Raw genomic sequence first — 14,352 nt, forward strand, 5'->3', positions numbered from 1 at the left:
ATACCATGTAAAGATTAAATTACTAAGTTGTCGTTCTGGAAAACTATATTTGTTAAGATGGTGTTAAGTTTGAATTAAATTCGGTTATTCTTGGGTATCGCAACTTTTTATCCAAAGAGATACTAACATGAGTGCCAAAAATACAACTGCCATTGAAGTCACGCAACAGGCAAAAATTCTATCGCCAAAAAGAAACACCACGCAAGCTACCACAATAGATGAATTAACAGACGAACAATTGGCTCATTTTGGTATCGACAAAAATAGCGAATATGGGCAAGCTTTGTTTAACACAGCTCAGCATTTGTATTATACCCAAGCCAATATGCAGCAGCTTTGGCAGATCACCAGCGATACCCTTGAAGGTTTGAGTAAAGAAAACAAGGTGGCCTATTTTAACGCCAAAAAGTTTTTGTCTTTTCAGATTGCAAAAATTTTGGATACCTTGCAAAACCCGTTTCGTGCCACCTATCAAAGTTTAAGTAAACAATCTGGTTCTCAAGTGAGTAAAAGTCATTACCCTTTGTTTGATAATGTCACAGCCTTGTTTTCAGCCACACCAGTCGTGGTGCGAACCGCTACTTATGTTTATGCCTGTACTGAATGGGTGGACGATGCCTTTCAAGGCAAAGAATCCACCCATCAGATATATTCACGTTTACTTAATCCCACTAATATTTCATTGGCTAACGCCATAGTCGACTTGGAAGCGGGGCCTTATGCTGCTGATTATTTAGCATGGAACTTTAACTCAGGCATGGCGGCTATCGATGCTTTGTTATCAAATATACTGAATCATGGTGATGTGTTGATTGTCTCGCGCAATGTATATGGTGGTGTGTATCAGTTATTGCACGATTATTTTGCCCGTGAAAATCGCATGAACGTGCAACTTGAATGGTTCGATGGATATTCGGCAGATGAGTTCGCAAGCTTTTTACAAGAAACGAAAGCTAAACACTCAGAGCGCCTCGACACAAACCATGCATTGCATGTGTATATGGAATCACCCTGTAACCCACACGGTTATGTGCTCGATGTTGCAGGGATCAGTAAAATAGCCCACGCATTCGGCCATACTGTGATGTTAGATGCCACACTCGCCACACCTATATTGCATCAGCCTCTACAGCGCCTAGATAAAGAAGAACGTCCCGATTATGTGATGCATAGTTATACCAAAGACATTTGTGGTAGTGGGGCTACCACAGCGGGAGTAGTGATTGGTGAAGCCTATCGCATGTTCCAAGGTAAAGGCGATTGTGTAAATGGATATGATTGGTCAAAAACCATGTTCTGGGATGTGTATTACATAAAGGGCGCTTTTTTAGACTCTGAAAAAGCCTTTGATGTATTAACCGGTATGAAAACCCTTGAAATGCGTATTATGCAAAAGGTGATCAATACTTTTGTATTTAGCCAGTTTTTAGCTTCACACCAAAGCTTTAATGTTAATTGCCATGCGATAGAAGGTCACCCAAATGCGGCGTTACGGGAAGGACAAATGCGCCACGGTTGGCCATGCGCATTATTTACGGTGGACATGCAAGGCACTGACATGAGTCGCGACACTTTTGTACGCTTTTTTGATGCCCTTGAGCCGGCTTTTAGCCATCAAGTGAGCATTGGTCAACACAATACCATTGTACTATGCCCAGCATTAACCTCTCACAGTGAGCTAGACCCAGAGGCACAAGCCAAAAGTGGTATCTATCTGACAACCATGCGTATAGCCATGGGTACAGACAATGTACGAGAACTAATCGCCCACTTTATCAACAGCGCCAAGTTGCACATAGACCCCGTTATTCCGGGTTTTAGCGAGCAATTTATGTCAGCGCCTGAAATAGACGAATTATATTTACAAACCTGTTTGCGGGTGAGCAACCAACACTTCTCTAGTGGTGGTTCAATTAGTGACATGTTGTCTTAGTTTAAGGCCGTAGCTTGTAAGCCGAGTATGTCATACTCGGCGTTTATTTTGAGGAGCTATAGATGTCAAAAATTGAATTTCCGGCACAACAGAAAGAACAATTGATTCAAAAGCTACAAAAGTACATGAGCAAAGAATTGGATGTTGAATTAGGCCAATTTGATGCTGACTTTCTTTTAGACTTCATTTCTAAAGAAATGGGGGCCATTTATTACAATCAGGGCCTTTACGATGCCCAAGCCGTTTTAGTGGACAGAATGGATTCACTTACCGATGCTATTTATCAGCTGGAGCAGTAAATAATTCAGGTTAAGATTAAGTCGTTTTTAGCATACAATTTTAATGGCTTAACCTTTATGGCGTATTGTAACAATCAAAGCATTTAGTAACACTTTCCCTGCCTAATTGCTGATTTTCGCCATGATATTGCTGCAAAAAAAAGGTAAATTACGTGCAATTAAATTTTCTCGGACAAATCATGGCGTTCACCATTAACAAACTAAGGCAGCAACCAGCATGGATTGCTTTGATCATATTTATTGCTCTTTGTTTATGGGTTGCCTCAGGTATGCTAAAAGCACAAAACGAAAATGATTCCTCAAAACGCAAAAGCACCGAAATACCATTAGTAAAAGTGACGGTAGAACATATTACCGCTGATGAAGTTACCCGCGAAATCAGTTTGTACGGTAGGACCGAACCAGATCGAATCGCCACGTTACGCTCTGAGGTGAAAGGCTTAGTTGAAGAAGTGTATGTGCAAGAAGGCGAGCGTGTCAGTAAAGGCCAAAAAATTATCAGCCTTGAAAAAAGTGATTATGTGAGCCGCTTAAAGTCTGCAAAAGCGACGTTAAAACTCCGTGAAGTGGAGCTTAAAGGCGCACAATCTCTTAAAGCACAAGGTTATCAATCGCAATCAGCTTTGGCCCAAGCGACTGCTAATTTGGAGATGGCAAAAGCGGATATGGTGTCCTACCAATTAGCCGTATTTAAATCACAAATTATTGCGCCTTTTGATGGCATTATAAATCAACGATTCGTTGAAGTAGGTGACTTTCTAAAAGAAGGTGACAATATCGCCATCTTAGTTGACTTAGACCCTTTGGTGATCACTGCCAATGTAACAGAGGTCAATGTTCAAGCACTAAAAACACAACAACAGGCAACTGGGCGTATGGTGTCAGGCGATATATTACAAGGCAAGATTCGGTATATCTCCAGCATTTCAGAGCTGGGCACCAACACCTTTAAAATTGAGGTGGAGGTGCCTAATCCAAATTACACTCAAATGGCAGGCATGAGTACTGAGTTAGCTTTACCCCTAGAGACAACCTGGGCAATGCGTATCTCGCCTGCTGTGATGTCTCTGGATGAACAGGGAAATTTAGGGGTGAAAATCGTGGTAGATGAACTCGTGAAATTTGTGCCTATCGATATTGTTAAGAGTGATAGTCAAGGTGTGTGGTTGTCTGGCATGGGGCAACAAGCAGATATTATTATCCTTGGACATGGTTTTGTGCGAGATGGTGACAAGGTTGAGGTGGTGCGCACTGATGAAGGCAGCAGTTCCTCAAACAACCTTTCTTCAAAGGCTAACTAATGAACAATTTGATTCATGGGGCCTTAAGCCATAGCCGAACTGTGCTAATGATATTTGTACTGTTACTGGTTTCTGGTGTGGTGACTTACTCAAATATTCCCAAAGAGTCTAACCCAGACGTGCCTATTCCCGTGATTTATGTGTCAATCATACATGACGGTATTTCCCCAGAAGACGCTGAACGTATGTTAGTCAAACCCATGGAGCGAGAGTTGCGTTCGATTGATGGGGTAAAAGAAATGCGGGCCACCGCCGGTGAGGGATTTGCCAGTATTACGTTAGAGTTTATTGCTGGCCTTGATTCTGATGCGGCCCTTGCTGATGTGCGAGACAAAGTCACAGTAGCCAGAGCAAAGCTGCCATCAGAAACGGAAGAGCCAACAATTCACGAAGTGACCATGGCAGGGCAGCAAGCTGCTGTGACGGTGGTGTTATCAGGACCTGTTTCAGAAAGAGCCCTTGTAACAGTGGCACGTGAGCTAAAAAATCGGCTTGAAGGCATAAGTGAAGTGCTTGAAGTGGAAATTGGTGGCGATCGTGAAGACATCGTCGAGATTGTGGTAGATCCCTTGTTGATGGAATCTTATGGACTCGATCAAACTGACATTTTTAATTTATTATCCAGCAACAACCGACTGGTTCCGGCCGGTACTATGGATAATGGCAAAGGTAGTTTTGCGGTTAAAGTCCCCTCTGTTTTTGAATCAGTGAAAGATGTGATGGAACAGCCTGTTAAGGTACAAGGTGACAGTGTCATTACCTTTCAGGATGTGGCGCAAGTCAGGCGCTCTTATAAAGATCCAACTAGTTTTGCCCGCTTAAACGGCGCGTCATCAGTTTCACTCGAAGTCAAAAAACGCCCCGGTGAAAATATGTTGGAAACTGTGGCTAACGTAAAAGCGTTAGTCACAGCAGCCCAAGGGTCAACAATCTGGCCCGCCAGCATTAATGTGAGTTACACCGGCGATCAAACTATTGATGTCAACATGATGCTAAACGATCTACAAAACAACGTATCCAGCGCAGTTATTTTAGTGGCAATTGTGATTTTGGCTATTTTAGGTTTGCGTACCGCACTTTTGGTTGGCGTGTCTATTCCCGGTTCTTTTTTGACGGGCATTCTGATTATTTCTTTGTTTGGTTACACCTTAAATACAGTGGTGCTTTTTTCACTCATTATGGCAGTGGGTATGTTGGTGGATGGCGCCATAGTGGTAACCGAATACGCCGATCGTTGTATGAGTGAAGGCATGGACAAAAAAGTGGCCTACAGCAAAGCTGCACAGCGTATGGCTTGGCCTATTATTGCTTCTACTGCCACCACCTTGGCTGCTTTTGCGCCCTTGATGTTTTGGCCGGGCATGATGGGTGAGTTTATGAAATATTTGCCCTTTACCCTGATTGCGGTGTTGTCCGCATCATTGTTGATGGCGTTGATTTTTGTGCCGGTGTTAGGGGGGGTATTTGGTAAACCTAGGTATATTTCTGAATTCGATAAACAGCAATTGCTTGAAGCGGAAAAGGGTGACATTAGAAACTTACAGGGTTTCACGGGTAAATATATTCGAGTGCTCGCCATAGCTATTCAGCACCCATGGAAGATTTTATTGGCCGCTATAGTCGTCGCCTTTGTGTCTTTTACTGCTTATGGATTATCGGGTTTAGGTACGCAGTTTTTCCCTAATGTTGACGTGCGTGGGATCAACGTCACAGTGCGCAGTGCTGGCGATATGTCGATTTATGAAAAAGACCAAGTGGTGCGTAAAGTTGAAAATCGTTTGCTCGATATGCAAGCCATTGAAACCTTATATGTACGTACGGGTGGGCAAGACCAAATAGGTTATATGCGACTGAATTTGGTGGACTGGCGTTTACGCCCGCATTCTGATGAGGTACTCAAAGAAGTCCAGGCTCGGCTAAAGGGTATGGCGGGAATGGATATAGAAATTTCCCCCGATCAAGGTGGTCCACAGTCCGGTAAAGATTTACAGATCCAGTTGTCATCACGTTTCCCCGAATTGTTAGATGAGGCAGCTCACAAAATACGAACAGCTTTAGATAATAACGATAAGTTTACGTCTATCAGTGACACCGCGTCTAAACCCGGTATTGAATGGCAGCTCAAAGTGAATCGAGCCGATGCAGCGCGCTTTGGCGCCGATGCAACGTTGGTGGGTAGCACAGTGCAATTTATCACTAATGGCTTAAAAATTGGCGAGTACCGCCCAGATGATGTGGATGATGAGTTAGATATTCGGGTGCGTTATCCTCTTGAGTCGCGGTTTATTGGAAAACTTGATGAACTTAGAATGAAAACGGCTGGTGGCATGGTACCCATCTCTAATTTTGTAGAGCGCACTGCCAAACCTAAAACCGACCTTATCAGACATATAGACAGTCAAAGAGTGATTACCGTACAAGCGAATATGGTGCCCGGAGAGTTATTAAGTATTGAACTACCTAAATTACAGGAACTGTTACCCACCTTGGGGTTAGATCCTCGAGTGAGTCTAACGGTCAAAGGGCAAAATGAACAACAAGATGAATCGACCCAGTTCCTAGAGAAAGCATTTTTAATTGCACTGTTTGTGATGGCGATTATTCTGGTTACCCAGTTCAATAGTTTTTATCAAGCGTTCTTAATTTTAAGCGCAGTGTTGTTTTCTACTGTAGGCGTATTTCTTGGCTTACTGATTTTTCAAAAACCTTTCGGCATTGTGATGTCAGGTATTGGGGTGATCGCTTTAGCGGGCATAGTGGTGAATAACAATATCGTGCTTATCGACACTTACAATATATTGCGTAAAGAAGGTGTGCCAGCCATGGAAGCCATTTTACGTACAGGTGCACAGCGTTTGCGTCCAGTACTGATGACCACAGTCACCACTATTTTAGGTTTATTGCCTATGGTCGCAGAGATCAATATCGACTTTATCGGCCGTAATGTAGATATAGGCGGCCCATCTACAGAGTGGTGGTCACAACTCGCTACCGCAGTGGCGGGTGGATTAGCTTTTGCTACAGTGCTCACTTTAGTTCTGACACCTTGTATGCTGGCCCTAAAAGCCAAGCGGGATGAACGTAAAGATAAATCACTGGTTAAGCCTAATCTACATCCCGCATATTCACCATAGGTTACTCATGGCTGCGACATTACATTATTATGTATATGTCGTTTCAAATTGTAATGCTGATTATTATTGGTGATTAAGAGTAAGTGTGTACTTACTTTTTGAAGTGGTTTTTTGATGTCATGTAGTCAGTTACTTGCGATTTTTTATGACTGACTTCAAACACAAACAAACATAAATAATAAGTCATGCTAATGTATTTTAAGTGGTACTTACTATCGACTTATAATGAGTCGCAATTCAGCCGTTGTTTTTTAGGAGTTTATTTTGAACCGTTTTTATACTTTATCTGCTTTTGTAACACCGATGAAAAACAGGTTATCTGTGATTGTCAGATTGTGGCTTGCCAGCAGTGTTTGCTTGGTGTTTGCAAGCAGCCTTGGGGCAACTGAAGTCGCGACTGAAGAATATGATCTTTGGCCTAATACCGAATACAACACCAACATTCCGACTCATACTCAGGTACTCGGTTATAAAGTGGGCGAGCGCATAACCAGCTATGCCGATATGTTACGTTTTTTTGAAGCCTTAGAGTCGGCTGCTCCCGAGCGTATCAAGTTGTTTGAATACGGGAGAACATGGGAAGGAAGAAAGCTGATTTACGCCGCAATTGGTGCCCCAGAACTCATCAAAGACCTCGACGGTTTTGCTAAAAACATGCAAAAATTGTCAGATCCCAGAATCACAAATGAACAACAAGCTAAAGCACTTCAATCAGTTTTACCCAGTTCTGTTTGGTTAGAATACGGTGTGCACGGTAATGAAATAAGCAGCACCGATGCCGCTATGATGACCGCTTATCATTTACTTGCAGCTCCTGATGAAGCGACCAACAAAAAAATCTTAAGTAACACGATAGTGTTCATTGACCCCTTACAAAATCCAGATGGCAGAACGCGGTTTACCCAGCGATATTATGCCACCGTTGGCCTGCAGCACAGTAGCGACCGAATCAGTGCTGAGCAAAATGAACCTTGGCCAAAAGGACGCACCAACCATTATTTATTTGATATGAACCGAGACTGGTTGGCGATTACCCAACCTGAGACGGCTGAAAAAGTAAAGATACTTAACCATTACCGGCCGTTAGTGGTGATTGATTTACATGAGATGGGAGGAGACAACAGTTATTTTTTCGCCCCGTCTGCGCAGCCGTTTAATCCTTATATGACTCAAAACCAAATAGACAATATTGGTTTGATCGGCCGAAATCACGGCAAACATTTTGACCGTTTTGGTTTTGATTATTTTACCCGAGAAGTCTACGACGCTTTTTACCCAGGATATGGTGATAGTTGGCCGACATTTTATGGCGCATCTGCTTCGACCTACGAAGTGGGCTCGGCGCGAGGGCAGGCATTCCAGAAAAACAACGGTGAATTGTTGACCTATAAAGATACGGTACATAAACACTTTGTTGCCTCCATTTCCACAGCTGAAGGTGTGGCTGACAATCATGAAAAATTATTGAAAGATTTTTATCAGTATCAAGTCGATGCTATCGCCAGCGGTAAAGCAGACAAAAAAGAGCGAGTGTATCTTTTGCCAATCCAGCGAGATAGGGCTGGGGCCCATAAACTTGCGACTTTAATGGCACGTCATGGTGTAGAGGTAAACCAGTCAACGGAGTCATTTAAAGCCTGCGGCAAAGATTATTCTGCGGGCACCTACTGGATAGATACCGCGCAACCGAGAGGCAAATTTGTTAAAACCACCTTTACTAAGCAAGTGGATATGCCTGACGAATTTATTACAGAACAAGAACGTCGCAGAGCACGTTTATTGGACGATGAAATATACGATGTAACGGCTTGGTCATTACCCTTGATGTTTAACATTGAAACGGATGCTTGCAACAAGGTAATTAAGGTTAAGAGTATTAGTATTGACGAAACCCACAAACTGCCTGGCAGTGTGTTAAATCCTCAAGCCTCAGTTGCCTTCCTTGTTGCTTGGGGCGATATGGCTGCAGTGAGGTTCTTGACTGGGGCATTGCAACAAGGTTTGGTTGTTAAAAGTGCCGATAAGGCCTTTGTATTAGAAGACAAACAGGCCTTTGCAGCAGGCAGTCTGATTATTGAAAGGCGCGTAAATAAAGCTGATTACGCTGATTTAGTGTTAACACTTGCTAATCAAAGCGGCGCGTCAGTTATTGGTGTCGATAGCAGTTGGGTTATAGATGGCCCAAGTTTTGGCAGTAGCAACACAGTTACAATGAGCCCGCCCAAAGTGGCTATGGCATGGGACGAGCCAGTTTACCCACAAAGCGCAGGCAATACGCGTTTTGTGATTGAAAGGCAGCTAAACTATCCGGTGACGGCCATTCGGATTAACATGTTAACTCAGTCTAATTTGGCCAATTATCAGGTGTTGATTTTACCTTCTGGCGATTATCAAAAAAGCTTTGATAAATCTGCGGTTAAAAACTTAAAAAGCTGGGTCCAAAATGGCGGGGTGTTGGTGACCTTTGGAAAAGCCACACAATTTGTTGCCTCCAGTGATGTGGCATTATTGGATGTGAAGCGAGAATTTGCTTATAAAAAATCAGAAAACAAAAAATCAGAAAACAAAAAATTAGAAGACAAAAAGTCAGTAGATAAAGGATCAGCAGAGAAAAACAAGTCAAGAGTAAAAGGTCAGTTGTTCACTAAGAAACAAGATTTACTTGATGCCAGCGAAGTCAAACAACAAAGTCCTGATAATGTAGCAGGCATATTAGCCAATGTTGAAGTGGATCAAGAACATTGGTTGACAGCTGGGGTGAATAAAAATGTTGTGGCCTTGGTATTAGGGAGTGATATTTATGCACCCATCACCCTTAAGTCAGGTAAAAACGTTGCATGGTTTAGTGGCCCCGAAACTGTCTTAGCAAGTGGATACCTGTGGCAAGAAAACAAGGAACAGCTAGCGTATAAACCTTTTCTTATTCATCAACCCCTTGGAAAAGGCATGCTTGTGAGTTTTACTCAAGAGCCTACAACACGTGCGTATTTAGATGGATTAAATGTATTGTTAACTAACAGTATCTTTAGGGCTGCGGCTCATGCTAAACCTTTACGATAGACAGCAGGAAATATAATTGAGACAAAATTAGACGGTTAAATGACCACTCAAGCAGTTGTCATCAAACGGTATCAAAAGTGAAATAATTTATTCAAATTGCGATGTTAGCTTAAGCTAAACCTGTTGGCTTAAGCTAAACATATGCAATTCAATTACATCGTTTATTTTGTTTTAATTCTGTTGGGATGTTACCTAGTATCAAAGGCTTTGATACGCCTGCAACTCTCTCGAGCTAAACACCCTTCGCTTCGAGGCCACAGTAAATGGTCGCGGCGTATAGCCAGAAAAATCCCATTTTTTACTTATACTGACTCTGAGTATTTTAGTACTGATGGTGCACCTAATAATATTGCTCAACTCAGGCGAGCAGGTTTGCAAAGGCTACAGGATAAGTTAGCCAAACAATCTGCAAAAACCTTGGCTTATTATGAGTCGATAGAAAAGAGTATTTCAGATGTACGTTTTACCAGCCACTACCGTATCCCTTTTCCATTTCGAAATCGCTTAAGCAAAATATTTAAATTTGGCTCTATCGCAGATGAAACCAAAGGCAGCCAAATAAAAGATTTGGATGGAAACTGGCGTTATGACTTGTCAGGCTCATATGGTGTAAACGTGTTTGGTTATGATTTTTATAAAGAGTGTATGGAAGTCGGTGCTCAGAAAACCAAATTATTGGGGCCAGTGCTTGGGGCATATCATCCTGTTATTGGTGAAAATGTAGCACTGATCAAACAAATATCGGGTTTAGACGAAGTCTCCTTTCATATGTCGGGTACTGAAGCCGTGATGCAAGCGGTGCGGCTAGCTCGATATCACACAGGCAAAACACACCTTGTTAGACTATGTGGTGCTTATCACGGCTGGTGGGATGGCGTGCAGCCGGGCATTGGTAATAATCGAAAAACCCACGATGTGTATACCTTGGCTGATTTAAGTGAACACACTTTGCATGTGCTTAAAACCCGCAAAGATATAGCTTGTATTTTGATCAACCCATTACAAGCCTTCCACCCCAATGCCGATTCAGCATCTGATGTGTCACTGATTGCTAGCGACCGTGATACCCATTTTGATAAAGCTGCCTATAGCCATTGGTTATCGAGGATCAGAAAAATCTGCACCAAGAAAAATATCGTACTGATATTTGATGAAGTGTTCACTGGGTTTCGATTAAGTTACCGAGGGGCGCAAGGTTTCTTTGACGTTCAGGCGGACATGGTGACCTACGGCAAAACCTTAGGCGGTGGTTATCCGGTAGGGGTGTTGGCAGGTACGCATTCGTTAATGAAACGTTTTAAAGATGACAAGCCAGTAGACGTATCATTTGCGCGGGGCACCTTTAATTCTCATCCTTATGTGTTGGGGGCCATGAATGAATTCCTCAGGCGTATTCAACAACCTGAAATACAAACCTTATATCAAGCTTCTGAATCTCTTTGGAATCAACGAGTGGCCGGCTTTAATCAGCGATTATTAGTCGAAAAACTGCCCCTTAAAATTACCAATATGCATTCTATTTTGTCGGTGATTTATACTCAGCCAAGTCGTTACAACTGGATGTTGCAATTTTATTTGCGTCACGCCGGTTTAGAGCTCAGTTGGACAGGCACAGGCCGGTTTATCATGAGTCTTAGTTACACCGATGAAGAATTCGCACAGGTAATTGATTGTTTTGTAAAAGCGGCTCAACAGATGTCTCAAGATGGGTGGTGGTGGTCATGTGTTGGCTTGACTAATAAAACGATCAAACGCCAATTCTTGGGGGATATGTTAGCCAAGATCTGTCCTCTTTTACGTCCCTTATTACCTGCGCCGCTGAGTAAACTTAAACCCCCAGTCAATCCAACTAATGAATCTTTAACAGCAGCCGAATTTGTAGCGCCGTCTAATAACAACACAAACCAGGTAGAATATGTTAATCAAAACAGATAAGCGACAAGAGCAAAATTTTAGGCCGTCTTTAAACGTTGAATTTGATGTGTTTTTACAACAGCAGAGCCAGAGGTTTGCCCCAGAAAATTGCCTGAAAATTGATTTTCATTGCCATGACCACAATAGTGACGTGCCCGACGAACTATGGGGGCGTATCCTCAGGTTGCCAGAAACATGGTTAAAAACTAAAAAATTGCTCAAGTTGCTCCAGGACAACGGTAGCCAAGTCATCACCATTACTAATCATAATAATGCGCGTTCTTGTTGGGATCTCAAGGCGAAAGGAATAGATGTACTGGTTGCTGCAGAATTCACCTGTTTTTTCCCAGAGTACGATTTGTTTATTCACGTTTTAACCTATGGATTTAGCCCCGAGCAGGAAGTGATACTGAATACCAAACGTCCAAACGTATATGAATTTTTGCGTTATGCTGCGGCTGAAGACCTGCCTGTCATTATGCCGCACCCTTTATACTTTTATACTCGTAACGGAAAAATTGACTTAAGTCTGTTTGAAAAACTGGCGTTGATGTTTACACGTTTTGAAGTGTTAAACGGGCAAAGAGATCTGTGGCAGAGTGTGCTGACACTAAACTGGGTGCAAAATCTCAGTCCCGAAAAAATTCTCAGTTACGCCAGAAAACATAACCTCAACCCTGGCGACTTTGCTGTCGATCCATATACACCCAAAGTGTTAACCGGAGGCTCTGATGATCACACTGGCATTTTTGCAGGGCAGTGTGGTTCGTACTTATACATCGACAATTTGGCTGAGCGTCTTAAAACCACACCTTCTTCTGAACTGGCATTAGAAGCCCTCAAAAAGGGTGATGTCGCACCTTTTGGTCAAGTGGGTGAGAATCAAAAGCTCAATATTGCGTTACTAGATTATTTTTCACAAGTGGCGACCAAAATCAAAGATCCTGGCTTGTTTAGAATCATGCTGCACCGCGGTTCAACATGGGACAAAATGGGCTGTTTTGTTGTGAGTAACCTGTTGTTAGAAATGCAAAAGCATAAAAAAACCATGAAGTTTTTTTCTTTTGTCCATGAATCCCTACAAGGTAAAAAACCTAATAAATTGCTCAAATGGCAAGTGTCAAAAGACTATAGATTTTGTATTAAGCAGCTAGAAAAAATCGCTGACAGCAGAAAAGAGGGACTAGAAGCGTTCACCGACACCACTAACCTTGCCATAAGAGACTTGTTTACTCACCTCAATCGACTGATTGCACAAAGGGTAGAAAGTGCGATTAAAGACAGTAATGGTATCCGCTTGGACAGCTTTTCTACTGAAGAGATCACCCGTAAGTTTGAAATTCCTAGTCAACTAACGGCGTTATTTTTTGGTGATGGAAAGCGTCAAGATAATATGAGCAATATTCGAATTGAAACCATATTAGATCAATTGTCTTTTCCCATCCTAATTAGTTTGATTTTGGCTGGCACCACCTTGGCATCAACCCGAGTGTTGTATCAAAATCGTCAACTGCTGAATCAATTCGCGCAGCACTTAGGGAAAAATCAGCACTCAACCCGCGCCCTTTACCTGACTGATACCTTGCTCGACAAAAACGGCGTCTCTACCTCCTTGTCTGGCAAACTCCAAGAAATTCAACGAGCTGACTTGCCAGTGGATTTTTTGATCTGTCACGCAGATGCAAAGCCCGCCTCACATTTACATGTGGTACGGCCGATCACTGAATTTGAAGTGCATCGTTATGGCGAACAAAAAATTCGCATACCCGACTTGATGGAAATCGCTAATATTTTTTATGCAGGCGGTTACGATAGAATTATTTGTTCAACAGAAGGGCCAATGGCAGCGGTATCACTCTTTATTCAACAAATGTTCAACGTGCCTAGTTACTTCTTTATGCACACCGATTGGGTGGATTTTATTAAACATACCACCGACCTCAATCAACACGAAAGAGACAGAGTGAGACGCTTAATGCGCGCCTTGTACAATCGATACGATGGTGTCTTTGTGCTCAACAGTGAACACAAAGACTGGCTAACAGGGCACGAAATGCAACTTGAAGAAGAAAAAGTGTTTTTGACTGCTCACCACACCCAGCCAAGAGATGTAGGTCTGCACAAAATCAGCAAAGCCAGCATTATTCCTGGTGCAAATGATGATACTCCGGTGTTGTTTATTGCCTGTAGGATAAGCAAAGAGAAAGGAATTCTGGACTTACCTGAAATTCTTGAACGGGCTAAAAAGCGTATTCCTAAGCTTAGAATTGTGGTGGCGGGCTCAGGCCCTGCTCAAGAGCAACTTAAGCAAATATTACCAGACGCCATATTTTTAGGTTGGCAAAACAAAAAGCAACTAGCGGCCCTGTATTTAGGTTTAGATTTATTTGTGTTCCCGTCACGTTTCGATACGTTTGGGAATGTGATTTTAGAGGCCTTTGTACATGGTATGCCTACCGTTGCTTATAACTGCAAAGGACCTAAAGACATTATCCAGCATAATAAAAATGGCTATTTGGTGGATGATATTGCCGGTATGAGCTCAAAGATAATTGAATACTTTTTAAATCCAAATATACAACACAATATGCAGCAAAATGCCTTGCAAAGGGCCTCTGAATATCAGGCTGAACCTATCATGCAGCAATTTTTGCAAGATATGGGTTTGGAGATACCTATTATGTACAACAATCAAAGAACGGTGGCCTAAG

At 42.5% G+C, this 14,352-nt stretch carries 7 protein-coding genes; all 7 read left to right on the plus strand.

Translation table 11 applies throughout. The features are described from left to right. Positions 1-127 precede the first annotated feature (127 nt). On the plus strand, positions 128-1,933 hold the full coding sequence (locus CXF95_RS05760) for a PLP-dependent aspartate aminotransferase family protein (RefSeq protein ID WP_101197790.1): 1,806 nt from the start codon (positions 128-130) through the stop codon (positions 1,931-1,933). A gap of 62 nt (positions 1,934-1,995) precedes the next feature. Then, on the plus strand, positions 1,996-2,232 hold the full coding sequence (locus CXF95_RS05765) for a DUF2164 domain-containing protein (RefSeq protein WP_101197791.1): 237 nt from the start codon (positions 1,996-1,998) through the stop codon (positions 2,230-2,232). 179 nt (positions 2,233-2,411) lie between these two features. Next, positions 2,412-3,533 (plus strand): efflux RND transporter periplasmic adaptor subunit, encoded by a 1,122-nt coding sequence (locus CXF95_RS05770; RefSeq protein WP_101197969.1) that lies wholly within the window; start codon positions 2,412-2,414, stop codon positions 3,531-3,533. Further along, positions 3,533-6,667: an efflux RND transporter permease subunit gene (locus CXF95_RS05775; RefSeq protein ID WP_101197792.1), complete on the plus strand. Its 3,135-nt coding sequence runs from the start codon at positions 3,533-3,535 to the stop codon at positions 6,665-6,667. Before CXF95_RS05770 ends, CXF95_RS05775 begins: the two co-directional genes overlap by 1 nt. Before the next feature lie 264 nt (positions 6,668-6,931). Then, the gene (locus CXF95_RS05780; protein WP_101197793.1) at positions 6,932-9,727 is read left to right on the plus strand and encodes a M14 metallopeptidase family protein; all 2,796 of its coding nucleotides are present in this window, start codon (positions 6,932-6,934) and stop codon (positions 9,725-9,727) included. Positions 9,728-9,868: 141 nt separating this feature from the next. Continuing rightward, positions 9,869-11,662, plus strand: coding sequence for an aminotransferase class III-fold pyridoxal phosphate-dependent enzyme (locus CXF95_RS05785; protein ID WP_101197794.1), 1,794 nt, complete (start codon positions 9,869-9,871; stop codon positions 11,660-11,662). Further along, on the plus strand, positions 11,643-14,351 hold the full coding sequence (locus tag CXF95_RS05790; protein ID WP_101197795.1) for a glycosyltransferase: 2,709 nt from the start codon (positions 11,643-11,645) through the stop codon (positions 14,349-14,351). The genes CXF95_RS05785 and CXF95_RS05790 overlap by 20 nt, the downstream gene beginning before the upstream one ends. The last annotated feature ends 1 nt before the right edge of the window (position 14,352 follow it).

The sequence above is a fragment of the Paraglaciecola sp. MB-3u-78 genome (assembly GCF_002835935.1).
Classification (GTDB): domain Bacteria; phylum Pseudomonadota; class Gammaproteobacteria; order Enterobacterales; family Alteromonadaceae; genus Paraglaciecola.